Source organism: Paracoccus sp. R86501, from assembly GCF_042466435.1.
GTDB lineage: Bacteria > Pseudomonadota > Alphaproteobacteria > Rhodobacterales > Rhodobacteraceae > Paracoccus.
This window is the reverse complement of record NZ_JAXHPZ010000001.1, coordinates 368529-391563: the sequence shown is the minus strand read 5'-3', so window position 1 is coordinate 391563 and position 23035 is coordinate 368529. Positions and strand designations below refer to the sequence as shown.

Annotated in this window: 23 protein-coding genes and 1 pseudogene; 11 read left to right on the top strand and 13 right to left on the bottom strand. The window is 63.2% G+C overall.

Annotated elements, in window-relative coordinates; genetic code table 11:
* Positions 1-4: 4 nt before the first annotated feature.
* The 3 genes from SJY40_RS02025 to SJY40_RS02015 form a co-directional block, all read right to left on the bottom strand.
* Positions 5-1720 (bottom strand): ATP-binding protein, encoded by a 1716-nt coding sequence (locus SJY40_RS02025; protein WP_378948238.1) that lies wholly within the window; start codon positions 1718-1720, stop codon positions 5-7.
* 152 nt (positions 1721-1872) lie between these two features.
* Positions 1873-2541: a phosphoribosylformylglycinamidine synthase subunit PurQ gene (gene purQ / locus SJY40_RS02020; RefSeq protein WP_378942137.1), complete on the bottom strand. Its 669-nt coding sequence runs from the start codon at positions 2539-2541 to the stop codon at positions 1873-1875.
* Between the two features lie 124 nt (positions 2542-2665).
* Positions 2666-3877 carry an NADP-dependent isocitrate dehydrogenase gene (locus tag SJY40_RS02015; protein WP_378942134.1) on the bottom strand — a complete coding sequence of 404 codons (1212 nt, stop codon included), beginning with the start codon at positions 3875-3877 and terminating at the stop codon, positions 2666-2668.
* Between the two features lie 203 nt (positions 3878-4080).
* Between SJY40_RS02015 and SJY40_RS02010 the strand changes: the two genes are divergently transcribed.
* The gene (locus SJY40_RS02010; protein ID WP_378942132.1) at positions 4081-5229 is read left to right on the top strand and encodes a Hint domain-containing protein; all 1149 of its coding nucleotides are present in this window, start codon (positions 4081-4083) and stop codon (positions 5227-5229) included.
* A 40-nt stretch (positions 5230-5269) separates the two neighbouring features.
* On the opposite strand, the gene SJY40_RS02005 is transcribed toward SJY40_RS02010, so the two are convergent.
* From SJY40_RS02005 to SJY40_RS01995, 3 genes are read right to left on the bottom strand one after another with little or no spacing between them, the layout of a single operon-like run.
* Positions 5270-5863, bottom strand: a complete 594-nt coding sequence (locus SJY40_RS02005; protein WP_378942130.1) for an HD family hydrolase — start codon at positions 5861-5863, stop codon at positions 5270-5272.
* A gap of 3 nt (positions 5864-5866) precedes the next feature.
* Positions 5867-6403, bottom strand: a complete 537-nt coding sequence (locus SJY40_RS02000) for an HD domain-containing protein (RefSeq protein ID WP_378942127.1) — start codon at positions 6401-6403, stop codon at positions 5867-5869.
* 9 nt (positions 6404-6412) lie between these two features.
* Positions 6413-7075, bottom strand: a complete 663-nt coding sequence (locus tag SJY40_RS01995) for an alpha/beta hydrolase (protein WP_378942124.1) — start codon at positions 7073-7075, stop codon at positions 6413-6415.
* 179 nt (positions 7076-7254) lie between these two features.
* On the opposite strand from SJY40_RS01995, the gene SJY40_RS01990 reads away from it, so the two are divergent.
* The 3 genes from SJY40_RS01990 (at position 7255) to SJY40_RS01980 (ending at position 10022) form a co-directional block, all read left to right on the top strand.
* Positions 7255-7713, top strand: a complete 459-nt coding sequence (locus SJY40_RS01990; RefSeq protein ID WP_108503401.1) for an Rrf2 family transcriptional regulator — start codon at positions 7255-7257, stop codon at positions 7711-7713.
* Positions 7714-7836: 123 nt separating this feature from the next.
* Positions 7837-9534 (top strand): YadA-like family protein, encoded by a 1698-nt coding sequence (locus tag SJY40_RS01985; protein ID WP_378942121.1) that lies wholly within the window; start codon positions 7837-7839, stop codon positions 9532-9534.
* Entirely contained in the window at positions 9528-10022 is a 495-nt protein-coding gene (locus SJY40_RS01980) for a hypothetical protein (protein ID WP_378942119.1), read from the top strand. The genes SJY40_RS01985 and SJY40_RS01980 overlap by 7 nt, the downstream gene beginning before the upstream one ends.
* Here the strand turns inward: SJY40_RS01980 and arsC are convergent.
* A complete protein-coding gene (arsC, locus tag SJY40_RS01975) occupies positions 10019-10369 on the bottom strand; it encodes an arsenate reductase (glutaredoxin) (RefSeq protein ID WP_378942116.1) in 351 nt (116 codons plus the stop codon). The genes SJY40_RS01980 and arsC overlap by 4 nt on opposite strands.
* A gap of 2 nt (positions 10370-10371) precedes the next feature.
* Complete coding sequence (locus SJY40_RS01970) at positions 10372-10857, bottom strand: Lrp/AsnC family transcriptional regulator (protein ID WP_378948235.1); 486 nt, start codon at positions 10855-10857, stop codon at positions 10372-10374.
* Between the two features lie 138 nt (positions 10858-10995).
* Here SJY40_RS01970 and SJY40_RS01965 point away from each other — a divergent pair, with 138 nt between their 5' ends.
* The 5 genes from SJY40_RS01965 to SJY40_RS01945 are packed head-to-tail and all read left to right on the top strand — an operon-like array spanning position 10996 to position 14950.
* Positions 10996-11328 (top strand): DUF2849 domain-containing protein, encoded by a 333-nt coding sequence (locus SJY40_RS01965; protein WP_378942114.1) that lies wholly within the window; start codon positions 10996-10998, stop codon positions 11326-11328.
* The gene (locus SJY40_RS01960; RefSeq protein ID WP_378942112.1) at positions 11321-12979 is read left to right on the top strand and encodes a nitrite/sulfite reductase; all 1659 of its coding nucleotides are present in this window, start codon (positions 11321-11323) and stop codon (positions 12977-12979) included. Before SJY40_RS01965 ends, SJY40_RS01960 begins: the two co-directional genes overlap by 8 nt.
* Complete coding sequence (locus SJY40_RS01955; RefSeq protein WP_378942109.1) at positions 12972-13703, top strand: phosphoadenylyl-sulfate reductase; 732 nt, start codon at positions 12972-12974, stop codon at positions 13701-13703. The genes SJY40_RS01960 and SJY40_RS01955 overlap by 8 nt, the downstream gene beginning before the upstream one ends.
* Positions 13700-14086: a DUF934 domain-containing protein gene (locus SJY40_RS01950; RefSeq protein WP_378942106.1), complete on the top strand. Its 387-nt coding sequence runs from the start codon at positions 13700-13702 to the stop codon at positions 14084-14086. Before SJY40_RS01955 ends, SJY40_RS01950 begins: the two co-directional genes overlap by 4 nt.
* Positions 14087-14116: 30 nt before the next feature.
* On the top strand, positions 14117-14950 hold the full coding sequence (locus SJY40_RS01945; protein WP_378942104.1) for a ferredoxin--NADP reductase: 834 nt from the start codon (positions 14117-14119) through the stop codon (positions 14948-14950).
* A 113-nt stretch (positions 14951-15063) separates the two neighbouring features.
* On the opposite strand, the gene SJY40_RS01940 is transcribed toward SJY40_RS01945, so the two are convergent.
* Positions 15064-16278: an acyl-CoA dehydrogenase gene (locus SJY40_RS01940; protein ID WP_378942102.1), complete on the bottom strand. Its 1215-nt coding sequence runs from the start codon at positions 16276-16278 to the stop codon at positions 15064-15066.
* A gap of 163 nt (positions 16279-16441) precedes the next feature.
* Between SJY40_RS01940 and SJY40_RS01935 the strand changes: the two genes are divergently transcribed.
* The gene (locus SJY40_RS01935; protein WP_378942099.1) at positions 16442-18283 is read left to right on the top strand and encodes an OmpA family protein; all 1842 of its coding nucleotides are present in this window, start codon (positions 16442-16444) and stop codon (positions 18281-18283) included.
* 62 nt (positions 18284-18345) lie between these two features.
* On the opposite strand, the gene SJY40_RS01930 is transcribed toward SJY40_RS01935, so the two are convergent.
* On the bottom strand, positions 18346-18669 hold the full coding sequence (locus SJY40_RS01930) for an ArsR/SmtB family transcription factor (protein ID WP_378942097.1): 324 nt from the start codon (positions 18667-18669) through the stop codon (positions 18346-18348).
* 38 nt (positions 18670-18707) lie between these two features.
* Entirely contained in the window at positions 18708-20558 is a 1851-nt protein-coding gene (locus SJY40_RS01925; protein WP_378942095.1) for an ABC transporter ATP-binding protein, read from the bottom strand.
* Positions 20559-20712: 154 nt separating this feature from the next.
* On the opposite strand from SJY40_RS01925, the gene SJY40_RS01920 reads away from it, so the two are divergent.
* On the top strand, positions 20713-21210 hold the full coding sequence (locus SJY40_RS01920; protein WP_378942093.1) for a ferritin-like domain-containing protein: 498 nt from the start codon (positions 20713-20715) through the stop codon (positions 21208-21210).
* 51 nt (positions 21211-21261) lie between these two features.
* On the opposite strand, the gene SJY40_RS01915 is transcribed toward SJY40_RS01920, so the two are convergent.
* Entirely contained in the window at positions 21262-21657 is a 396-nt protein-coding gene (locus SJY40_RS01915; RefSeq protein ID WP_378942090.1) for a VOC family protein, read from the bottom strand.
* Positions 21658-21811: 154 nt separating this feature from the next.
* Positions 21812-22988, bottom strand: a pseudogene (gene tuf / locus SJY40_RS01910) (elongation factor Tu).
* Positions 22989-23035: the final 47 nt, after the last annotated feature.

Here is a 23035-nt window from a genome sequence, read left to right as displayed (position 1 = left end):
GGCGTCATTCGGCCGCAAGGGCCTGACGGGGCTGGCCGGGTCGGTGCAAGGGCAGCTCGACCCGGAAGACGGCGCCGCCTTCGGTTTCGTTATGGGCGGTCAGGCGACCGCCGAAATCCGCCACGATGGTGGAGGAGATGGCAAGCCCCAGTCCAGTGCCCTCTCCGGGCTTCTTGGTTGTCCAAAAGGGTTCAAACAGCTTTTCCAAGTCCGAAACACCCGGACCGTTGTCGCGAATCGACACATAGGCGTGAGCGCCGGCCTCGACCGTGATCTCGATCGTGGCATCGGGACGGCCCTTGACCGCGTCGACCGCGTTGCGCAGCAGGTTGATCAGCACCTGTTCCAACCGGATGCGGTCGGCCAGAACCATGACCCGTTCGCGCGGCACGTTGCGCAGAATGCGGATGGGGCGGGTGCGCAGCTGTGGTTCCATCATGGTCAGCGCGCTGCTGACGGCGGCGCGCAGATCGACAGGCTCGACCGCCTCGCCGCCCTTCCTGGCATAGGATTTCAGCTGGCGGGTGATCGCCCCCATCCGGTCGATCAGATCGTCGATGCGCTGGAAACTGGACAGGGCCTCTTCGGGGCGGGACCGTTGCAACAGCAGCCGCGCGCCCGCCAGATAGGTCTTCATCGCCGCCAGCGGCTGGTTCAATTCATGACTGACGCCTGCCGACATTTCGCCCAATGCCGCCAACTTGCTGGATTGCTGCATGGTCTGTTCGGCCACGCGCAGTTCCTTTTGCACGCGCTCTCGCTCGGCGATCTCGCGCGTCAGGCGGGCGTTCAGCGCACGCAGGTCGGCCAATTCGCGGCGATAGGCCGCCGATTGCAGCCGCGCGCGACGGGACATCAGCCAGAAGGTCCCGGCCAGCAGGATGGCGAACCCCATGATCTGCAACGCCAGGATCGCGTTCACCTTTTCGCGGACCGAGCTGTAGGCTGTGAAGCTGATCATCCGCCAGCCGCGGAAGGGCACCCGCGCCTCGGACCGCATCACGGCGCGGCCCTGGACATAGGCATCGGCGGGCGTCGCAGTCCAATCGGCGGTCACCTGAAACGCCCGTTGGATGGCCGAGGGCGCGGACCTGACCGCCAGCGCCTGCGGCATGGTCAGCCCCCGCCAGCGCGGTTCGGTCGACAGGATGATATTGCCCTCACTGTCGGTCACCGCAACGGCATCGGAAATGCCCGCCCAGGACCGCTCCAACTGGGACAGATCCGCGCCCACGACGATGACCCCAAGGGTCTTGCCGTCCGACACCACCGCGCGGGAATAGGCGAACTCATAGGCCCCCGAGGCCAGTTCGGACACCGTGAAGACGGTATCACGGGCGCGCAGGGCCTCGACGAAATAGGGGGCGGCGACGCTGTTCACGCCGATCTGGTAGCGGTCCGTCGATCCGACCACCCGCCCCGAGGCATCCAGCAGCCTGATCGAGGCGGCACCGATTTCCTCTTGCGCGGTCATCAGCCGGGCCGATGTGGTCGAGAAGTCGTTGCCAACCAGCGCCGCGATCAATGCCGGATCGCGGGCCAGCAGCAGCGGCACCACGGAATTGCGCTGCAGCTCCGACATCAGGTTGCCGCTATAAAGCGCGATGCGCAGTTCGGACCTGACGCGGGTGTTTTCGGAAAAGCGGTCGGTCAGCCAGGCGTTGGTCGTCCAGATGGTCGCCAGCGCGGTCAGAAAGATCAGGACGACGGTGGAACGCAGCCACCAAGGGTTCGCCAGCCGCGACCGTCTGGCCCGCCTGCGTTCCACCCTGTCATGAATTTCCTGTTCACCGTCCAATTCACCGTCCACACACCGGTCCGTCCGTTTCGCGCGTTCCACGCAATCTAGGACCAACCGGCGCGCGGCTCAAGTCAGGCATGGGCAAGCGCATCGACCAAGCCGCGGAACATCGCGGCGCCGTCGGTGCCACCGGTGACCGGATCGACGGCCCGTTCGGGGTGGGGCATCATGCCCAGCACGCGGCGGTTTTCCGATAGCACGCCCGCGATATCCTGAACCGAGCCGTTGACGGCGGGCGCATAGGTAAAGGCGATGCGGTCCTGATCCTGCAGCTGCGCCAGCCCGTCGGCGGTGATCTGATAGTTGCCGTCATGATGGGCGACGGGAATGCTGACCTTCTGGCCCTTGGCATAGCCGGTGGTGAAGGCGCTGTCGGCGGTCGCCACAGTCAGGGTGGCTGGCTTGCACAGGAAGGTCAGGCCGTTGTTGCGCATCAGCGCGCCGGGCAGCAGGCCCAGTTCCGTCAGTACTTGGAAACCGTTGCAGATGCCCAACACATAACCTCCGCGGGCCGCATGGGCGCGCAGGGCACCAGCGATGGGCGATTGGGCCGCGATGGCGCCGCAGCGCAGATAGTCGCCAAAGGAAAATCCGCCCGGCACGCCGACCAGATCAATTCCCTCGGGCAGGCTGTCGTCCTTGTGCCAGACGCGGGTCACATCAGCCCCCGCCTGTTCCAATGCGACGGCAAGGTCGCGGTCGCAGTTCGATCCGGGGAAAGTGACGACGGCGGCTTTCATCGCGGGACTCCTGTCAGCGGGGATGGGCGGGACATAGCGCAGCTTCCCGCACGAAGAAAGAGGGCGTTGCCCTTTGAATGCAAAAGGGGCCGGGCGATCCGCCCGGCCCCTTCGTGGTTCCGGCTTACGCCAGAGCCTTGTTCAGATACTGGTCCACCTTTTCCAGGTAGCCCATGGTGGTCAGCCACTTCTGGTCGGGGCCGACCAGCAGCGCCAGATCCTTGGTCATGTGACCGTCTTCGACGGCCTGAACGGTCACACGCTCCAGCGTCTGCGCAAAGTTCAGCAGCTCGGCGTTGTCGTCCAGCTTGGCGCGGTGCTTCAGACCACCGGTCCATGCAAAGATCGACGCGATCGAGTTGGTCGAGGTCGCATTGCCCTTCTGGTGTTCGCGATAGTGACGCGTCACCGTGCCGTGGGCCGCTTCGGATTCGACGACCTGCCCATCGGGCGTCATCAGGACCGAGGTCATCAGACCAAGCGAACCAAAGCCCTGCGCGACGGTGTCGGACTGGACGTCGCCGTCATAGTTCTTGCAGGCCCAGACATAGCCGCCCGACCATTTCATCGCCGATGCGACCATGTCGTCGATCAGGCGGTGTTCATAGTGGATGCCGGCTTTCTTGAACTGGTCCTCGAACTCGGCCTCGTAGACCTCCTGGAACAGGTCCTTGAAACGGCCGTCATAGGCCTTGAGGATGGTGTTCTTGGTCAACAGATAGACCGGATAGCCGCGCGACAGACCATAGTTCATCGAAGCGCGCGCAAAGTCGCGGATCGAATCGTCCAGGTTGTACATGGCCATCGTCACGCCCGAGGACGGGGCGTCGAAGACTTCGTGTTCGATCGTCTCGCCGTCTTCACCGACGAATTTGATCGTCAGCTTGCCCTTGCCGGGGAAGCGGAAATCGGTGGCGCGATACTGGTCGCCAAAGGCATGACGGCCAACGATAATCGGCTGCGTCCAGCCCGGCACAAGGCGCGGCACGTTCTGGCAGATGATCGGTTCGCGGAAGATGACGCCGCCAAGGATGTTGCGGATGGTGCCGTTGGGCGAGCGCCACATCTTCTTCAGGCCGAATTCCTCGACCCGGCCTTCGTCGGGGGTGATCGTCGCGCATTTGACGCCGACGCCGTATTTCTTGATCGCTTCGGCTGCATCGATGGTGATCTGGTCATCGGTGCGGTCACGCTCTTCGATGCCCAGGTCATAGTATTTCAGGTCGATGTCCAGATAGGGCAGGATCAGCTTCTGCTTGATGAAGTCCCAGATGATCCGCGTCATCTCATCGCCGTCAAGCTCGACGACGGGATTTGCGACCTTGATCTTCGACATGGGGTCCCCCTTGGCGTTTGAATTGGATGCCCCGCCTATAGCCCGAATGGGCCCGCATGGGAAGACGGTATGCAATTGTATGCGAACCGGGGCGGTGACGCATACATTTTGACACGAATTTGTACAAACATATCCATTTATACATATAGTGCATATGGCCGGCGCCTGTTACGGAAAACCTTTCCCAGATCGAAGGTTTCACGATGACCTATTATTCGTCTTACAGCAGTGCGACATGGATGTATTTCGGCAACAAGCCGCAGATCAATGCGGACTGGCGCAGCCCCATGACCAATGCTCAGGCTGACAGCCTGAACGGATATAAGGCCGTCGGCCCCAACCAGATCAGCGCCGTGACCGTCACCGCCAAGGACCGTCTGGTCGGCATCGACAATCAGACCACCAAGGTCTGGTCGACCACCTACAACGGCCACCCCGACGGTAACAGCACGATGAATTATACCTCGCCGACCTCGGGGACGGCTGTCAAAAGCGCGATCACCGGGTTTGCCAAGGTCGATTACCGCATCACCATGCCCGATGGCACGACGCAGGATCAGTCCGGCGTGATGATGCAGATGGGCAATGGCGACATGTTCTTCCGTCCGGCCCTGCAGACGGTCAACGACTGGAAAGACATCAAGCAGCTGCATTCGGTCGAGGTTCTGGAGGCGGACCCGCTGCCGCGCTACACCTATGTCGCGCAGGTTTCGTTCGGGCCTGAAATCTTCGAACTGGACATCGTTTGCTTCGCCGCCGGCACCCTGATCCGCACTGACAAGGGCGAGGTTGCCATTCAGGACCTGTCCAAGGGCGACATGATCTGGACCCGCGACAACGGCTTCCAGCCGCTGCGTTGGGTCGGGGTCAGCCATCTGGACGCCATCGATCTGGCCGCCAAGCCCAAACTGCTGCCGATCCGCATCAAGGCCGGCGCCCTTGGCGTCAACATGCCCGCAGCCGATCTGGTCGTCTCGCCGCAGCACCGTGTGCTGGTGCGTTCGGCAATCGCGCAACGCATGTTCGGCGCCGCCGAGGTTCTGGTCGCCGCCAAGCATCTGACCGAACTGCCGGGCATCGACATCGACACGACGGTCACCGCCATCAGCTATCACCACCTGATGTTCGACGCCCATGAAGTCGTGCTGTCCAACGGCGCCGAAAGCGAATCGCTCTATCCCGGTCCGCAGGCCCTGCGCGCCCTCAGCGCCGCTGCCCTGGCCGAGATCGAGGCGATCTTCCCCGGCATCATGGAGGCTTCGCCCGCCAGCGCGCGTCCCTTCGCCCGCGGCGCCAAGGTCCGCCAGATGGCCTCGCGCCACATGGCCAACAGCCAGCCGCTGGCATCCTGAACCAGCGCGTTACCCGACCTTGGCGTCGGGTGACCGCCGATCAGGCTGCGGCGAAATGGCTGGCCAGACGGCCGTGAAGCCAGTTCCACAATTCAGGTGACGCGCGTCCGACAGGTTGTCCGACGCGCGTTTCCATTTGTGCCAACGACACGTCGTATTCGATCCAGCCAAGGCCGCCTGCGTGCAGATGCTGGATGGCAGGCTGGGCGCGGTCCAGACCCTTGGCAAAGATCGCGTCAGAGGTCTGCTGGGCCTCGAACTCATGCCACAGGGCCAGCAGCTGGTCGCCCTGCCCTTGCGGCAACAGGCCAAAGATGCGGCGCGCGGCGGCGGCTTCATCCGCCTGGATCTGCGCCGACCCATGGGCCTGCCCCCCTGCCGAATGCAGCGGCACATCGCCCACGTCGATCTCGACCAGATCATGGATCAGCAGCATGCGGATGACACGACCGATATCAACGTCGGGCCCCGCCAGATCTGCAAAGGCCAGCGCATAAAGCGCCAGATGCCAGCTGTGTTCGGCGCTGTTTTCATGGCGCGACAGGTCGATCAGCGTATTGGCACGCAGGACCGATTTCAGCTGATCCGCCTCGGCCAGAAAACTCAGGCGACGGGTCAGGTCGTCATCGGGCAAGTGTCAACCGTCCAGCAGCAACCGCGCCGCCTGCATCACCTGTGGCCATTCCTGCGCCAGACGTGCAGCACGCCCCCGGTCAAGGTTGTCACGCACGACATCGACATGTTCAGGCACGGGCTGCGGCGCCTGCATCACCTGAAACAGCGGATGCACATGATCCATGCGCTTGGCCATCACCGCATCATCCGAGCCATAGCATTCGAAGTCGGACCACAGCGCCAGCAGGCGGTCGGCATCCGGGGACAGGCCAAAGATGCGGCGGGCGGCGGCCAGCTCGGCGCGGTTCAGGGCCTCGACATCGTGGTCCAGATGGATCGGCTGATCGCCGACGTCGATCTCGACCAGATCATGCAGCAGCAGCATGGCGATGGCGCGGTCGCTGGCGCCGAAGACCATTGCGTAAAGCGCGACGTGCCAGCTGTGTTCGGCGCTGTTTTCAGCCCGCGACAGGTCCATCAGGACATTGGCGCGGGTGACCGATTTCAACCGGTCGGCCTCGCACAGGAAATTGACATGCTGGCCGATCCGGTTGGTCATGGCGGTTCCTCAGCGGGTGGTTTCGGTCAGCCGCTTGCGGACATAGGTCTGCATCAGGTCGATCATCGGCTTCATGTGGGCCTCATCGTCGCGGAAGAAGTGGTCCGCGCCTTCGATTTCCTCATGTGTGACGGTGATGCCCTTCTGTTCGCGCAGCTTGCCGACCAGCGTGTGGGTATCCTTGGGGGGTGCCACGCGATCGGCGGTGCCGTTCACGATCAGCCCCGACGAGGGACAGGGCGCAAGGAAGCTGAAGTCGTACATGTTGGCGGGCGGCGACACGCTGATGAAGCCGGTGATCTCGGGGCGGCGCATCAGCAGCTGCATGCCGATCCAGGCGCCGAAGCTGAAGCCCGCGACCCAGCAATGCTTGCTGTTGGGATTCATCGACTGCAGGTGATCCAGCGCCGAGGCGGCATCGGACAATTCGCCGACACCCTGGTCGAACTCACCCTGGCTGCGGCCCACGCCGCGGAAGTTGAACCGCATGACGGTGAACCCCATGCGGTGGAACGCATAGTGCAGGTTATAGACCACCCGGTTGTTCATCGTGCCACCGAACTGCGGATGCGGGTGCAGGACGATGGCGATGGGCGCGTCGGGCTTGCCGGGCTGGGGGTGGTAGCGCGCTTCGAGACGGCCTTCGGGGCCGGGGAAAATCAGCTCGGGCATGGTCTTCCTTCACAGGGCTTTCGGGTTTCTTGACGCTTGCGCGCGCGGCTTCTAGACGGGTTATCTGGGAAGCCCGCGCGGACTTGGCAAGAAACATGCTGGGCTGGGCATAGCGCGCGATGACGGCGCCCGTCAATGCAAGGCACAAGTTTCAGTGCCGCTTACGAAGGGGCTGTGCCATGAAACTGTCGACCAAGGGGCGTTACGCCATCATCGCGCTGGTGGATCTTGCCATCGCCAAGAACGACGAGCTGACTTCGCTGGCGGAAATTTCGAACCGGCAGGACATCTCGCTGCCCTATCTGGAACAACTGTTCGTGCGGTTGCGCCGCGCCGGTCTGGTGACCTCGGTGCGTGGTCCCGGCGGCGGCTATCGCCTTGCGCGCGCACCCGAAACCATCCGCGTGGCCGAGATCCTGGAAGCGGTCGATGAAACCGTCAGCGCCATGCATATCGGCGCGGGCGCATCGGGCGGCATCTCGGGATCGCGGGCGCAGACGCTGTCGAACCGCTTGTGGGAGAGCCTGTCGGCGCATGTCTATGTGTTCCTGCACAACCACAGCCTTGCCGATGTGGCCAAGAACCAGCTGCTGCCCTGCCCCGCACTGCCAAAAATCCTAAACGTCGTGGACGAATGACCGGCCCCATCACGGGGTGATGAATTTTTTTTGATCCGTCCTGCATCCAGTCGCGCTGCTGCCGAGTCATCCGTTCCAGAGGTCGCATTCGGACCCCTGCGCACAACGGTTGAGGAGAGCGTCATGCCAGCCACCACAGGACATTCCATGAAGATCGCGTCACTTTACAGCAGCGTCGCCTTTGTCGCGCTGGTTGGCGGAGCAGGCCTTGCCCGGGCGGATGCCACCGCCGATTGCAACACCGGCGCAGGCAGCAATTCCGTCGAATGTGGCGTGAACTCGACCGCGAACGGTGATTTTTCCGTCGCCATCGGTGACGGCGCGATAACCGATGCCACTTCGGTGGACGGCGTGGCCATCGGTGGCGTTGCCATGGCCACCGGCCCCTCGACCACCGCAGTCGGCGGTGAATCGGTCGCCACCGGCCCCGGCGCCTCGGCCATCGGCTGGCAATCCATGGCGACCGCCGAACGCGCGCAGGCCGTCGGCCATCTGGCCACCGCACAAGGCGTCCGCTCGCTGGCCATCGGTGAAAACGCCGATGCACAGACCGACCTGTCGACCGCCATCGGCAACGAAACCATCGCAAACGGCACCGATGCGTTGGCCATCGGCGACACCGCTGCGGCCAACGGTCCCTCGACGACCGCAGTCGGCGGTGAATCCGTCGCCACCGGCCCCGGCGCATCGGCCATCGGCTGGCAGTCCATGGCGACCGCTGAACGTGCGCAAGCCTTCGGTCACCTTGCCACCGCACAGGGCGTCCGTTCGCTGGCCATCGGTGAGAACGCTGATGCGCAAAGCGATCTCTCGACCGCCATCGGCAATGAAACCATCGCCAACGGCATCGACGCGCTGGCAATTGGTGATACGGCTGCGGCCAATGGCCCCTCGACCACCGCAGTCGGCGGTGAAAGCGTCGCGACCGGCCCCGGCGCTTCGGCCATCGGCTGGCAATCCATGGCGACCGCTGAACGCGCACAGGCCTTCGGTCACCTAGCCACCGCGCAGGGCGTTCGTTCGCTGGCCATCGGTGAGAACGCCGACGCGCAAAGCGACATGTCTACAGCCATCGGCAACGAAACCATCGCCAACGGCATCGACGCGCTGGCCATCGGCGATACCGCTGCGGCCAACGGCAATTCGACCACCGCAGTTGGTGGCGAATCCGTTGCAACCGGCCCCGGTGCGACCGCAATCGGCTGGCAGTCGGTCGCAGGCGCCGAACGCGCTCAGGCCTTCGGCCATCTGGCGCAGGCCATTGGCGTTCGCTCGACCGCCGTGGGCGAGGCTGCGATGGCATTGGGCGCAGGTTCGATCGCCATGGGTGATCAGGCATCTGCCGCCGCCGACAACTCGGTTGCCATCGGTGCCGGCGCATCGGCCACCCGCGCGAACGAATTCGCGCTGGGCAATGCGCAGAACACCTATCGCGCGGCGGGCATTGCCTCGACGGCCAGCACGGCGGCGCAATCGGGTCCGGTGGGCATCGTGACCTCGGACGCGCAGGGCAACCTGGCGGTGGATCGTTCGATCGGCACGCAGATGTCGCAGCTTGACAGCAGCGTGCGTTCCTTGGGATCCTCGATCGAGGACAACAAGGAAGGTATCGCGATGGCCATGGCGCTCAGCACGCCCTATGTCCCCGAGGACAAGACCTTCGCGGTCTCGACCAGCCTGGGTGCCTTTGACGGGGCGACGGCAATGGCGGCCTCGATGGGGTATCGCTTCGATGCGAACACCCAGTTCGACGCGGGCGTGACCTATGGCTTCGACCGCAATCAGGTCGGCGGTCGTATCGGCGTGACCTACGCGTGGTAATCAGCCGCATATCGAAACCGGGGGCGCTGCTGCGTGCAGCGTCCTTGGGTCTGGCGCTGGCACTTTCGGGTGCCGGCGCTTCGGCACAGGATGCCCCCACCCAGACCAACCTGATCGAGCCCAGCTATGCCACCGCCCTGATCCGCGATGTGCTGGCGGCGGTGAACCACGGCAACTGGACGGGCAATTACACCGTGCTGCGCGATTACGCCGCGCCCGAGTTCGCGCAGGCCAACGACCCCACGCGCCTTGCGGGCCTGTTCACCGATGTCCGGGCCGAGCGTCTGGACCTGTTGCAGGCGATGGTCACCGATCCGGTGATGGTCGACACCCAGCTGAGCCAAAGCGGACAGGAGTTGCGCCTGACGGGTTATTTCCCGCTGCAGCCGCGCCATGTCAGCTTCGATCTGGTCTTCGGGCTGGAAGGTCGCCGCTGGCTGCTGCTGGGCATTTCGGTGGGTGCTTTTGATCCGCTGGAAAAACCCTAGGCCAGAAAATCGAAGATGCGTTCCTTGGGCCGGCACAGCACGGCGCCTTGGGGACCGAAGACGACCGGACGCTCGATCAGGATCGGGTGTTCCGCCATGGCCGCGATCAGCGTGGCATCCTCCAGCGACGCGTCCGACAGCCCCAGTTCGTCATGGGGCGTGCCCTTGCGGCGCAGCAACCCGCGCGGGCCGATGCCCAGCAAAGCCAGCGCCTGTTCCAGCTCCGCCACCGAGGGCGCATCCTTGATGTAATCGCGCACGGTCACCTCGACCCCCGCCTCGCGCAGCGCGTTCAACGCGAAGCGTGAGGTCGAGCAGGTCGGCTTGTGCCAGATGGTATAAGTCATCCTCATGCCCCCTTCTGCGGCAGGTCCGGGATGGGCAGCGCGCTGGAGGCCTTGATCTCCTCCATCGACAAAAGTGCGGTGACGTTGTGGATCTTCACCTCGGAAATCAGCGATTGATAGAACCGATCATAGGCGCGTGCGTTACGCACCTGCACCTTGAGGATATAGTCGATGTCACCAGCCAATCTGTGCGCCTCGACCACCTCGGGGCGATCGCGCAATGCCTTCAGGAAACGGCCTGCCCAATCCTTGTCGTGTTCGCTGGTGCGGACCAAGACGAAGAAGCAGGCTTCCAGCCCCAGTGCCTCGGGGTCCAGAATGGCAACCTGCTTGCGGATCACGCCCGCCTCGCGCAATTTGCGGATACGGTTCCAGACCGGGGTCTTTGACGCGCCCACACGCTCGGCGATCTGGTCCAAAGACAGGCTGGAATCCTGCTGCAACTGGGACAGGATTTTGCGATCCACCTCGTCCAGCCGGACAGAAATTTGCGCTGCGGCGTTTTCTGTGGAAACAGGTTCCGACATTCCATGTCCTCCGGTCAGGTCATCCTTATTTCGCGCGCCCCCTCGCAAGAATCCAGAACAAAATTCTATATAGAGACCAGTATCAGAAAGGTCCGAGTCATGAGCAAAGCCTTCACCCCGACGGCAAACAAGCCCGGTGTCATCACCGCCAACGATCTGCGCGAAGGCTTCAACGTCTGGATGTGCGAAGACGGCTGGACGCCCGATCCGCGCAAGGCGACGCTCTATGAGGACGAGGCCATCGCCGAGCTTGCCATGTTGCAGGCCATCGGTCAGGCCGATCTGGTGGTGGGCCCCTATATCGTCGAGGCCAAGCGCGGCCCGAACGGACCCGAGCCCGTCCATTTCCGTGAAGCGTTCCGCCAGCGCGGGCCTTCCAACTATTTCCACGGCATACAGGCCGAACAGCAAGCCGAGGCCAGCAATGTTTGATGTCCGCCCCGTCGAGATCGACTATGTCCAGCACCGCGCCCAGCAATTCCGCGATCAGGTCGCACGCCGTATCGACGGCAGCCTGACCGAGGAAGAGTTCCGCCCCCTGCGCCTGATGAACGGCGTCTATCTGCAGCTGCATGCCTATATGCTGCGGGTGGCCGTACCCTATGGCACGATCAACCCCGACCAGATGCGCACCTTGGCGCTGCTGGCTGAAAAATACGACAAGGGTTACGGGCATTGGACCACCCGCCAGAACATCCAGTACAACTGGCCCAAGCTGGTGGACATCCCGGACATGCTGGACGAATTGGCCAAGGTGGGGATGCATGCCATCCAGACCAGCGGCAACACGATTCGCAACGTCACCACCGACGCCTTCGCGGGCGCGGCCTTCGACGAAACCGCTGATCCGCGTCCCTATGCGGAACTGCTGCGCAGCTGGTCAACCGACCACGCGGAATTCCAGTTCCTGCCGCGCAAGTTCAAGATTGCCATTTCCAGCGGCGCCAAGGACCGTGCGGTCATCGCCGCCCATGACATCGGTCTGCGCCTGAAGGAACAGGACGGCAAGACCGGCTTCGAGGTCTGGATCGGTGGCGGCCTTGGCCGGACGCCGGTGCTGGGTCAGGTGGTTCGCGACTTCCTGCCCGAGGAGGACCTGCTGCCCTATGTCGAGGCGATCATCGCCACCTACAACCTAGCCGGTCGTCGCGACAACAAGTACAAGGCCCGCATCAAGATCACGGTGATGGAACGTGGCATGGACGTCATGCGCGCCGAGATCGAGGAAGAATTCATCGCCCGCCGCCGCGAATTCGACGGCGCCGACCGCGAGGCGTTGGCCATCTTCAAGGACCGCTTCCGCGCGCCCGCCTTCCGCAATGCCGCCACCGACGGCTTTGAAGCCGAGCGTCAGTCCAACCCCGGCTTCCGCAGCTGGACCGACACCAACCTGCACCAGCACCGCATCGAGGGCTATGCCAGCGTCGTCGTGACCTTCAAGTCGCCCGGCCAGACGCCCGGCGATGCCAGTGCGGAACAGATGCGCCTGATCGCTGATCTGGCCGAGCGTTTCGGCCATTCCGACATCCGCATCATGCATGACCAGAACGTGGCCCTGCCGCATGTCCACAAATCAGACCTGCCGGCGCTTTATGCCGAACTGAAGGCCGCCGGTCTGGCCACCGCCAATGCCGGTCTGACCAGCGATATCATCGCCTGCCCCGGCATGGATTACTGCGCGCTTGCAACGGCGCGGTCCATCCCGATCGCGGAAGAGATCGCCGACCATTTCCGTGCCCTCGGGCTGGAACAGGAAATCGGCAATCTGAACATCCGCATCTCGGGCTGCATTAATGCATGCGGTCACCACCACCTGGGCCATATCGGCATCTTGGGGCTGGATCGCGCGGGCGTCGAAAACTATCAGATCACGCTTGGCGGCGACGCCTATGACATCCCGGCCATCGGTCAGCGTGCCGGTGCGGGCTTCCCCGCCGAAGAGGTCGTGCCCGCCATCGACCGCCTGCTGCGCGCCTATCTGGAGGTCCGCGAGGATGAGGACGAACGCTTCATCGACGCCTACCGTCGTCTTGGACAGGCACCCTTCAAGGCCGCCCTCTATCCGGAAACGACCGATGCTTGATGGCAATCTGGATACACGCGCGGGGCGGTTGAACGACCGCTACCGCCACCACGCTGCGACCGAGGTGTTGCGCCGTGCCGTCACCGACCCCGATCTGGGCCGCGTGGGGCTGGTGTCGTCCTTTGGTGCGGAATTGGTGGTGCTGCTGCATATGGTCAGCGTCGTGGCCCCCGGGCTGCCGGTGCTGTTCATCGACACCCAGATGCTGTTCCCCGAAACGCTGGAGTACCAGCGCGAGGTCGCCTCCAAGCTGGGGCTGACCAACGTGCAGGTCATCACCGCCAGCGAAGAAGAGATCGCCCTGAACGACCCCGACGGCACGCTGCACAAGGTCAATCCCGACGCCTGCTGCAACTTCCGCAAGACGGTGCCGCTGGAAAACGCGCTGTCGGGTTTTGATGCTTGGATCACGGGCCGCAAGCGGTTCCAAGGCGGTCAGCGGACCGAACTGGAGTTCTTTGAGCCCGAACCCCCGCTGCGCCTGCGCGTGAACCCGCTGGCCCACTGGCGGTCCGAGGACGTTCAGGACTATATGATCGAAAACAACCTGCCGCGTCACCCGCTGGTCGCCAAAGGCTATCCCTCGATCGGCTGCGCCCCTTGCACCTCCCCCGTCAAACCCGGCGAGGATCCGCGTTCGGGTCGCTGGCGCGGTCAGGAAAAGACCGAATGCGGCATTCACTTCATCGGCGGACGGATGGTCCGCAGAAAGGCAACGGCATGAGCGACGAGACCCTGTCCCAGGACGTCCTGGCCCGCGATGACGGTTTCCATCCCATCGATCATGATGCACCTATCGTGCTGGCCCCCGACACCGACCCCGCCACCCTGCCCGACCGCATGCACCACCCGCTGATCGCCATCGACTTTCCGGCCTTCAGCGATGGCCGCGGCTTTACGCTGGCGCGACGGTTGCGCGAATTGGGTTACAAGGGAACGCTGCGTGCGTCCGGCCGGTTGATCGCCGACCAATACGCCATGGCCCGCCGCGTCGGCTTTGACGAGGTGCAGGTGGCGGCCGACATTGCCGCGCGCCAACCGCAGGACCAATGGCTGGCCCGCGCCGACTGGAAGGCATGGGACCACCGCGAAAATCTGGCCGGCTAAGACCGGCATACGGAACGAACAGGAAATATCATGACGCTGGATCTGCCCGCGGCTGACGCTGCCCCCAAGAAGACGCTTCCCGACGCCCAGACGGTGACCTCGGTCACGCATTGGACCGACACGCTGTTCTCGTTCCGGGTGACGCGGCCGGCCTCGCTGCGCTTCCGGTCGGGTGAGTTCGTGATGATCGGCCTGCCGGGTGATAACGGAAAACCCATCCTGCGCGCCTATTCCATCGCCTCGCCCAACTGGGACGACGAACTGGAATTCTACTCGATCAAGGTGCCGGACGGGCCGCTGACCTCGCGCTTGCAGCACATCAAGCCGGGCGATGAGATCATCCTGCGCCCCAAGCCCGTGGGCACGCTGGTGCTGGACGCCCTGCTGCCGGGCAAGCGCCTGTGGTTTCTGGCCACCGGCACCGGCTTTGCCCCCTTCGCCAGCCTTATGCGCGATCCCGAAACCTACGAGCGTTATGAACAGATCATCATGATGCACACCTGCCGCACCGCCGAGGAACTGACCTACGGCGCCGAACTGGTGCAGAACCTGCGCCATGATCCGCTGCTGGGTGAACTCTACGGCGAAGATTTCGCCAAGCGCCTGATGTATTATCCGACGACGACCCGTCAGGATTCGCCCTTCATGGGCCGCATCACCGACAACCTGTCCTCGGGCAAGGTGCTGCAGGATCTGGGCCTGCCGCCCATCAGCCCCGAAACCGACCGCGCCATGATCTGTGGCAGTCTTGCCTTCAACGTCAACGTCAAGAAAGTCCTCGAAGATTTCGGCATGCGCGAGGGTGCAAACTCGGACCCCAAGGAGTTCGTGGTCGAAAAAGCCTTCGTCGGCGAAGGCGTCTGACCCCATAACCATCACCACATGAAAAGGGCGCAGGATCATCTCCTGCGCCCTTCTTCGTTGGTTAAATACCCCCTGAGGGTCCGGGGGGGCGACGCGCCCCCCGGACCTGCCGCTCAGAAGAACGCCTGCAATCCGGTGATCGCACGCCCCAAGATCAGCGCATGGACGTCATGCGTGCCCTCATAGGTGTTGACCGTCTCAAGGTTCACCATGTGGCGCATGATCTGGTATTCCTCGGAAATCCCGTTGCCGCCATGCATGTCCCGCGACATCCGCGCGATATCCAGCGCCTTGCCGCAATTGTTGCGCTTGACGATGGAAATCATCTCGGGTGCCGCCTGCGCCTCGTCCAGCAAACGTCCGACCCGCAGGCTGGCCTGCAGGCCAAGGCTGATCTCGGTCATCATATTGGCCAGCTTCAACTGGTGCAGCTGCGTCTGGGCCAAGGGCTTGTTGAACTGCACACGGTCCAGACCGTATTGGCGCGCGGCATGCATGCAATATTCCGCAGCCCCCAGCACACCCCAGCTAATGCCGTAACGGGCGCGGTTCAGACAGCCGAACGGACCTTTCAGACCCTCGACATTGGGCAACAGCGCGTCTTCACCGACCTCGACGCTGTCCATGACGATCTCGCCAGTAATGGATGCACGCAGTGACAGCTTGCCGCCGATCTTGGGCGCAGACAGGCCCTTCATGCCCTTATCCAGCACAAAGCCGCGGATCTTGCCGCCATGCGCCTCGGATTTGGCCCAGACCACGAAGACGTCGGCAATTGGCGAATTGCTGATCCACATCTTCGACCCGCTGATGACATAGCCGCTGTCGGTCTTCTTGGCGACGGTCTTCATGCCCGCGGGGTCGGAACCCGCGTCAGGCTCGGTCAGGCCGAAACAGCCGATCCATTCCCCCGATGCCAGCTTGGGCAGGTACTTCTGACGCTGCTCCTCGCTGCCATAGGCATAGATCGGGTACATCACCAGCGACGACTGCACCGACATCATGCTGCGATAGCCGCTGTCCACACGCTCGACCTCGCGGGCGACGAGGCCATAGGACACATATCCCGCGCCGATCCCGCCGTATTCCTCGGGGATGGTGACGCCCAGCAGGCCCATCTCGCCCATCTCGCGGAAGATTTCGGGGTCGGTTTGTTCATCACGATAGGCGTCGATGACGCGCGGCTGCAGCCGGTCCTGCGCATAGGCGCGGGCCGCATCGCGCATCATGCGCTCCTCCTCGGTCAGCTGGTCGGACAGGCGGAACGGATCCTCCCAATCGAAACGGCCCAGATCGGGGGCGTCTTTTGCCTTCAAGTTCACCAGCATTATCCTCTCCTCTTCTCTCTTGAGGAATGATTAGGGGCCTTGGCGCATGGGTGCAATGCCGCGACTGCATCACGTGCAACTCACGCGATCTTTGGGAACTGTTCCGCAAACGGCCTGTTAAACCGTCAACAAGACGTACGCGATCAATCGCAGAGGAGCTTTCATGCGCCGGATCATCCACAATACCACAGCCATCGTCACTTGCCTGGCCTTGCTTGCGCCGCAAATTGCCGCAGCTCAGGATCAGAACCAGGACGACCTCAAGGAAGGGCTGTCGGCGATCATCACACAGGCGAAAGAGGCTGCGCAGGACGAAGATGCGCGTCCCGCCGCCAAGGGCAAGAAGCGCGGCGAAGACGAACTGGCCGATGCCATGAAAGCTGAAGCCGACCGGAAAGACGCGAAAGAGGGCGACAAGAAGCCCAAGGCCAAGCCGGGAAAGGCGGATAAGGACGACGCCAAGCCCAAGGCAAAGCCGCAGCAGAAAGACACGAAGGACAAGAAGGCCGACAAGGAAGACCTCGGCATCTTGGGTGAACCCGGCAAGGCCGCCCGCGACCAGCAGGATGCCGAGAAAAAGCCTGCCAAGAAGCCAAAACCGGATGAAAATGCCCTGACCATCGGCACGGGCAAGGTACAGTCCGACCGTGCCGCCCAGATGCCCGGTCTGGTCAAGGTCCTGAATCAGGAGGTTCAGGACGGGCTGACGCAGGATCAGCTGAACTGCCTGCAGGGCGGCAGCTATCCTTGTGCGGATGGCGACCGTGCCATCACCCCGCGTGGCGTGGTGGTCGAACCGAACGGTGGCGGTCCCTTCCGTCTGGCCGATACCTCGAACCAGATGTTCCGTGTCGGCAAATCCGGTGACATGGTCCAGCGCGCTGCCGAAGAGGACACGCGCGAAACCCAAGCCTCGCGCGAGGCCGCCAAGCAGAGCAAGCCGGTATCCGCCGCGGCGCTGAATGCTTCGGAAGGCTCGGGCAAGGTAACCGAACAGAAAGTCACCAAGGACAGCAGCCGTTCGTCGTCCGAGGACTTCGCGACCAATCTGCGTGATGCACTGGCGGGCAGCGACAACGCCAAGGCGCGGTCGAAGGATGACGCCAAAGATGACGACAGCAGCAGCGATCTGACCAAGGCCCTGCTGCTGGGTGCCGGTGCGTTGGCGGTCGGGTCGTTCCTGAACAACAACCGTCAGGTCGCGCTCAGCGCCCCCGACCGCGTCGTCGTAACTCGCGAAGACGGCAGCCAAGAGGTCATCAAGGATGAGGTCGCCCTGCTGCGCCAGCCCGGCTCGAACGTGACGACCGAGAACTTCGACGACGGCTCGTCGCGCACGGTCGTCACGCGTGAAGACGGCAGCCGTGTCGTGACCATCCGCGATGCCGATCTGCGCGTGCTGCGCCGGACCTTGGTGTCGGCCGATGGCACCACCACGCAGCTGATCGATGATACCACCGATGTGCAGCCCGTTGACGTCAGCCAGCTGCCCGCCCCTGCCGAAGTTCAGAACGGCGATGCCCCGATGAACGAGGACGACCTGCGCACCGCCCTGCGCCGCGAAGCCGATATCGAGCGTCGCTTCACCCTGTCCCAGATCCGCAACATCCCCGAGGTGCGTTCGCTGGTGGCCCCCGTGAACATCGATGCGATCACCTTCGACAGCGGCTCGGCTGCGATCCGTCCGGATCAGGCCAAGCAGCTGCAATCGCTTGGCCGCGTCATTCAGGATTCGGTGGCCGAGAACCCCTCCGAGATCTTCATGATCGAAGGGCATACCGATACCGTCGGCGCCGATGCCTTCAACCTGGCACTGTCGGACCGTCGTGCCGAATCCGTGGCTTTGGCGCTGACGGAATATTTCGACGTTCCGCCCGAAAACCTTGTGACCCAAGGCTATGGCGAACAGTTCCTGCGCATCCGGTCCGAAGGTGACATTCGGGGCAACCGCCGCGCCTCGGTTCGTCGCATCACCGATCTGCTACGCACCGCAAACGCGCAGTAACCATTTTACAAACGAAAAAAGCCCCGGTTTCGACCGGGGCTTTTTCATGGCAGCGCGGGTGTTCAGGTGATCTGATCCAGCAGCGGGCCGCACAGATCCGCCTGCCCGCCGCAGCAATCCTGCATCAGAAAGCCCAGCAAACCGCGCATCGTCTGCATTTGCGCGCGATAGCGGATCGACCGCCCTTCGCGCTGCGAAACGACCAGCCCCGCCGCAGACAGGATGTTGAGGTTGTTCGACAGCGTGTTCGCGCGCACATCCAGCGCCGCCGCGATGTCGCCTGCCGCCATGCCTTGGGGACCTGCCTTGATCAGCAGGCGAAAGACATCCAGCCGCATGTCGTGGGCCAGTGCCGACAGGGCATCCAGAACGGGTTTCTTTTCCATGCTTCCGGAATGCCTGAAGCGATCACCGCGCGCAAGCGTCACGCATCATGCGCCGCCAGAAAGCCCCCCGATTGCCGCGCCCACAGCCGGGCATAGATGCCGCCGCGATCCAGCAGTTGCGCATGGGTGCCTTCCTCGACGATGCGGCCCTGATCCATCACCACCAGCCGGTCCATGGCGGCGATGGTGGACAGACGGTGGGCGATGGCGATGACGGTCTTGCCCTGCATCAGCACGTCCAGACGCGACTGGATGGCGGCTTCGACCTCGCTGTCCAAGGCGCTGGTCGCCTCGTCCAGAATCAGGATGGGGGCATCCTTCAGCGCCACGCGGGCAATGGCGATGCGCTGGCGCTGACCACCCGACAGCTTGACCCCGCGTTCGCCGACATGGGCATCCAAGCCTTGTCGCCCCTGGCTGTCGGACAGATCGGGGACGAAGCCGTCAGCCTCGGCCATGCGCAGGGCTGCCTGCACCTGTTCGTCGCTGGCATCGGGGCGCCCATAGGTGATGTTGTCCCGGACTGAGCGGTGCAGCAGCGAACTGTCCTGCGTCACCACCCCGATGGCGCTGCGCAGGCTGTCCTGCGTGACCTGCGAAATGTCCTGACCGTCGATGGTGATGCGACCGCCGTCGATGTCGTGAAACCGCAGCAGCAGGTTGATCAGCGTCGATTTCCCCGCCCCCGAGCGTCCCACCAGACCGACACGCTCGCCGGGTTTCAGGTTCAGCGTCAGATCATCCAGCACGGCCATCGGCTGTGCGCCCGCAGCGCCCCCATAGCGGAAGGTGACGTTCTGCAACTGCACCGCCCCCGGCCCCGGCAGCAAGGGCACGGCGCCCGGCGCATCCAGCACCTGACGGGGCAGCGACAGGCTGGTGATGCCATCGCGCACGGTGCCGATGTTTTCGAACAGCGCCGCGAATTCCCACATGATCCAATGCGCCATGTTGTTCATCCGCATCGCCAGCGGCACGGCAACCGCCACCGCCCCCACCGCCACGGCATTTTCGGACCAGAGCCACAGCCCCAGCCCCGCGACCGAGGCCACCAACCAGACGTTCAGCATGTTCAGCGCCACGTCCTGAATGCTGGCCAGCCGCATCTGGCCGTGGACCGTCACCAGAAAGCGGTCCATGCCGTCGCGCATCCAGCGCTCTTCGCGGTCGGAATGGGAAAACAGCTTCACGGTGGCGATATTGGTATAGCTGTTGACGATCCGCCCGGTCATCTGGCTGCGCGCATCAGCCTGCGCCTGCGCCACACGCCCAAGCCGCGGCACGATCTGCCACAGCAACAGGCCATAGCCCGTGCCCCAGATGACGAACGGCAGCGCCAGCCGCCAATCCTGGCTGGCCGCCAGCAGCATCGCGCCGATGAAATAGGTCACGACATAGCTGCCCACATCCATGATCTTCATCGCAACCTCGCGCACCGCAAGCGAGGTCTGCATCAGCCGCTGCGCAATCCGTCCGGCGAATTCGTCCTGAAAATAACCCACCGACTGCCGCAACAGATAACGATGTGCCAGCCAACGGATCCGCTGTGGAAAATTCCCCATCAGCGATTGATGCAGCACCATCGAGGTCACAAGGTTCAGCGCCGGCAGCACGATCAGCAACACAACCGCCATCATTGCCAGCGTACCGCCCTGCTGCGACCAGAACTGGTCGCGCGGCGTGTCGGCCAGACGGTCGATCAGCGTGCCCAGCCAACCGAACAGCATTAGCTCGATCAGCGCAATGGTCGCCGATCCGATCGCCAGCAGCACCAGCCAGGGGATGGCACCGCGGCTGTAGTGCAGGACAAAGCGGAACAGGCCTGCGGGCGGCATGGTCGGCTCGGCCATGGGATAGGGGTCGATGCGTCTTTCGAACCATCCGAACATGATGCCATCCTTTCGCCCATCGCGTCAGCGCCGTTGCTGGCCCCGCCCCGAGCCAAAGTCAAGCGATGCGGATCTTTGACATCATTGTGGAACGACCGGGCGCAGGTCGCGTTGTTTCACCAGCACCCGCAAGGGAACAACGAAAGGCAACGACATGACCATGAACACCCTGAAAGACCTGTACCTTGACCAGCTGCAGGACCTCTATTCGGCCTGCAAGCAGTCGATGACCGTCGTGACGGAAATGGGCCGCACCGCCAAATCGCGCGAACTGTCCGAGGCCCTGATCGCGGGCAACACGGGCATTGCCGACGGCATGGACAAGATCGCCCAGCTTTGCAACGACCACGGCATCGACCCGACGGGCGAGCATTGCAAAGGCATGGAAGGTCTTGTGACCGAGGCGCGCAAGCACGCCATCGAGGCATCCTATGGCGATGACGACGTGCGCGACGCGGCGATCATCACCCAGTACCAGCGCTTGGCGCATTACGCCATTGCCGGCTACGGCTGCGTCCGTACCTTCGCAAACCGTCTCGAGTTGGATGCCGACGGCAAGATCCTGCAGGAATGCTTGGATCAGACCCAGCAGGGCGACGTTCACATGACCGCCATCGCAGAAGGCGGCGTCAACCAAGCCGCAGTGATGTAAATCTGGCTTTGTCGAATTTTAAAACGCCCGGAAAAATTCCCCGGGCGTTTTTCATTGATAGCGTCCGGCGCGTTGAAGCACTTCGATCTCGTATCCGTCAGGGTCCTGGATAAAGAAGAAGCGTGCGATGACATCACCACCGGGGGCGAAGTCGACCAGCTTGCGCGGCGCAAAGCCAGCCGCCGTCAGCCGCGCGTGTTCCGCGTCCACATCTGCGACCGAAAAGGCGATATGTCCATAGCCGTCGCCCAAGTCGTAAGGCTCGCTACGTTCCTTGTTCACGGTCAATTCCAACTCGGTACCCGTCTCGGCGTTGGACAGATAGACAAGCGTGAACTTGTCGAAATCCAGCCTGTCCGCCAGCTTGAGACCAAAACAGACATCATAGAAATCGATGGACCGCTGTTCGTTCAACACGCGGACCATCGAATGGATGTACTTTGCCATGGGCATCCCCTTTCATAAGTTTTTCGTAATTCACCCAAGGGCTAACCCCCACAATGCAAAAGGGCCACCCCGAGGGGTGGCCCTTCTTCATCCTGATATCCGTTGCCGGATCACCGGATGAACGCTTGGCGGATGGCCCTTGCGGGCCGTCCGATCAGGCGAGGATTTTCGAGACGACGCCTGCACCGACGGTGCGGCCGCCTTCGCGGATTGCGAAGCGCAGCTTTTCTTCCATGGCGATCGGCGCGATCAGTTCGACTTCGAACTTCAGGTTGTCGCCCGGCATGACCATTTCCGTACCTTCCGGCAGGTTCACCGTTCCCGTCACGTCGGTCGTGCGGAAATAGAACTGCGGGCGGTAGTTGGCGAAGAACGGCGTGTGACGGCCACCCTCTTCCTTGGTCAGAATATAGGCTTCGGCTTCGAACTTGGTGTGCGGGTTCACCGACTTCGGCTTGCACAGCACCTGGCCACGTTCCACGCCTTCACGGTCGATGCCGCGCAGCAGGACGCCGACGTTGTCGCCAGCCTCACCACGATCCAGCAGCTTGCGGAACATTTCCACGCCCGTGCAGGTCGTTTTCTTGGTGTCGCGGATACCCACGATTTCCAGTTCGTCGCCGACGTTGACAGCGCCACGCTCGACGCGGCCGGTCACGACCGTACCACGGCCCGAGATCGAGAACACGTCTTCGATCGGCATCAGGAAGGGCTGGTCCACGGCGCGCTCGGGCGTCGGGATGTAGCTGTTCAACGGCTGCGATCAGTTCCTTGATCGAGTTCTCGCCGATCTCGGGGTCGCGGCCTTCCATGGCAGCAAGAGCCGAGCCCTTGATGATCGGAATGTCGTCGCCCGGATAGTCGTAGCTGGACAGCAGCTCGCGCACTTCCATCTCGACCAGTTCCAGCAGCTCTTCGTCATCCACCTGGTCGACCTTGTTCAGGTAGACGACCATGTAGGGGATGCCGACCTGGCGACCCAGCAGGATGTGCTCGCGCGTTTGCGGCATGGGGCCGTCAGCGGCGTTCACGACCAGGATCGCGCCGTCCATCTGGGCGGCACCGGTGATCATGTTCTTGACGTAGTCGGCGTGGCCGGGGCAGTCGACGTGCGCATAGTGGCGCGCTTCGGACTCGTATTCCACGTGCGCGGTCGAGATCGTGATCCCGCGGGCCTTCTCTTCGGGTGCGCCGTCGATCTGGTCATAGGCGCGGAAGTCGCCGAAGTACTTCGTGATCGCAGCCGTCAGCGTCGTCTTGCCGTGGTCAACGTGACCAATGGTCCCGATGTTGACGTGCGGTTTGTTCCGTTCAAACTTTGCCTTTGCCATGGAATGGCTCCTTGTTCTTCAATTCGGGTCAGGAGCGGGGCGTGACG

What these genes read in the sequence shown, in the direction of transcription:
- SJY40_RS01960 (WP_378942112.1), top strand. Translation starts at nt 11,321, where the DNA reads ATGTTTGATGTCCGCCCCGTCGAGATCGACTATGTCCAGCACCGCGCC.
- SJY40_RS01950 (WP_378942106.1), top strand. Translation starts at nt 13,700, where the DNA reads ATGAGCGACGAGACCCTGTCCCAGGACGTCCTGGCCCGCGATGACGGT.
- purQ (WP_378942137.1), bottom strand. Translation starts at nt 2,541, where the DNA reads ATGAAAGCCGCCGTCGTCACTTTCCCCGGATCGAACTGCGACCGCGAC.
- SJY40_RS01935 (WP_378942099.1), top strand. Translation starts at nt 16,442, where the DNA reads ATGCGCCGGATCATCCACAATACCACAGCCATCGTCACTTGCCTGGCC.
- SJY40_RS01920 (WP_378942093.1), top strand. Translation starts at nt 20,713, where the DNA reads ATGACCATGAACACCCTGAAAGACCTGTACCTTGACCAGCTGCAGGAC.
- SJY40_RS01965 (WP_378942114.1), top strand. Translation starts at nt 10,996, where the DNA reads ATGAGCAAAGCCTTCACCCCGACGGCAAACAAGCCCGGTGTCATCACC.
- SJY40_RS01990 (WP_108503401.1), top strand. Translation starts at nt 7,255, where the DNA reads ATGAAACTGTCGACCAAGGGGCGTTACGCCATCATCGCGCTGGTGGAT.
- SJY40_RS01940 (WP_378942102.1), bottom strand. Translation starts at nt 16,278, where the DNA reads ATGCTGGTGAACTTGAAGGCAAAAGACGCCCCCGATCTGGGCCGTTTC.
- SJY40_RS01930 (WP_378942097.1), bottom strand. Translation starts at nt 18,669, where the DNA reads ATGGAAAAGAAACCCGTTCTGGATGCCCTGTCGGCACTGGCCCACGAC.
- SJY40_RS01945 (WP_378942104.1), top strand. Translation starts at nt 14,117, where the DNA reads ATGACGCTGGATCTGCCCGCGGCTGACGCTGCCCCCAAGAAGACGCTT.
- SJY40_RS01995 (WP_378942124.1), bottom strand. Translation starts at nt 7,075, where the DNA reads ATGCCCGAGCTGATTTTCCCCGGCCCCGAAGGCCGTCTCGAAGCGCGC.
- SJY40_RS01925 (WP_378942095.1), bottom strand. Translation starts at nt 20,558, where the DNA reads ATGTTCGGATGGTTCGAAAGACGCATCGACCCCTATCCCATGGCCGAG.
- SJY40_RS02015 (WP_378942134.1), bottom strand. Translation starts at nt 3,877, where the DNA reads ATGTCGAAGATCAAGGTCGCAAATCCCGTCGTCGAGCTTGACGGCGAT.
- SJY40_RS02000 (WP_378942127.1), bottom strand. Translation starts at nt 6,403, where the DNA reads ATGACCAACCGGATCGGCCAGCATGTCAATTTCCTGTGCGAGGCCGAC.
- arsC (WP_378942116.1), bottom strand. Translation starts at nt 10,369, where the DNA reads ATGACTTATACCATCTGGCACAAGCCGACCTGCTCGACCTCACGCTTC.
- SJY40_RS01985 (WP_378942121.1), top strand. Translation starts at nt 7,837, where the DNA reads ATGCCAGCCACCACAGGACATTCCATGAAGATCGCGTCACTTTACAGC.
- SJY40_RS01915 (WP_378942090.1), bottom strand. Translation starts at nt 21,657, where the DNA reads ATGGCAAAGTACATCCATTCGATGGTCCGCGTGTTGAACGAACAGCGG.
- SJY40_RS01955 (WP_378942109.1), top strand. Translation starts at nt 12,972, where the DNA reads ATGCTTGATGGCAATCTGGATACACGCGCGGGGCGGTTGAACGACCGC.
- SJY40_RS02010 (WP_378942132.1), top strand. Translation starts at nt 4,081, where the DNA reads ATGACCTATTATTCGTCTTACAGCAGTGCGACATGGATGTATTTCGGC.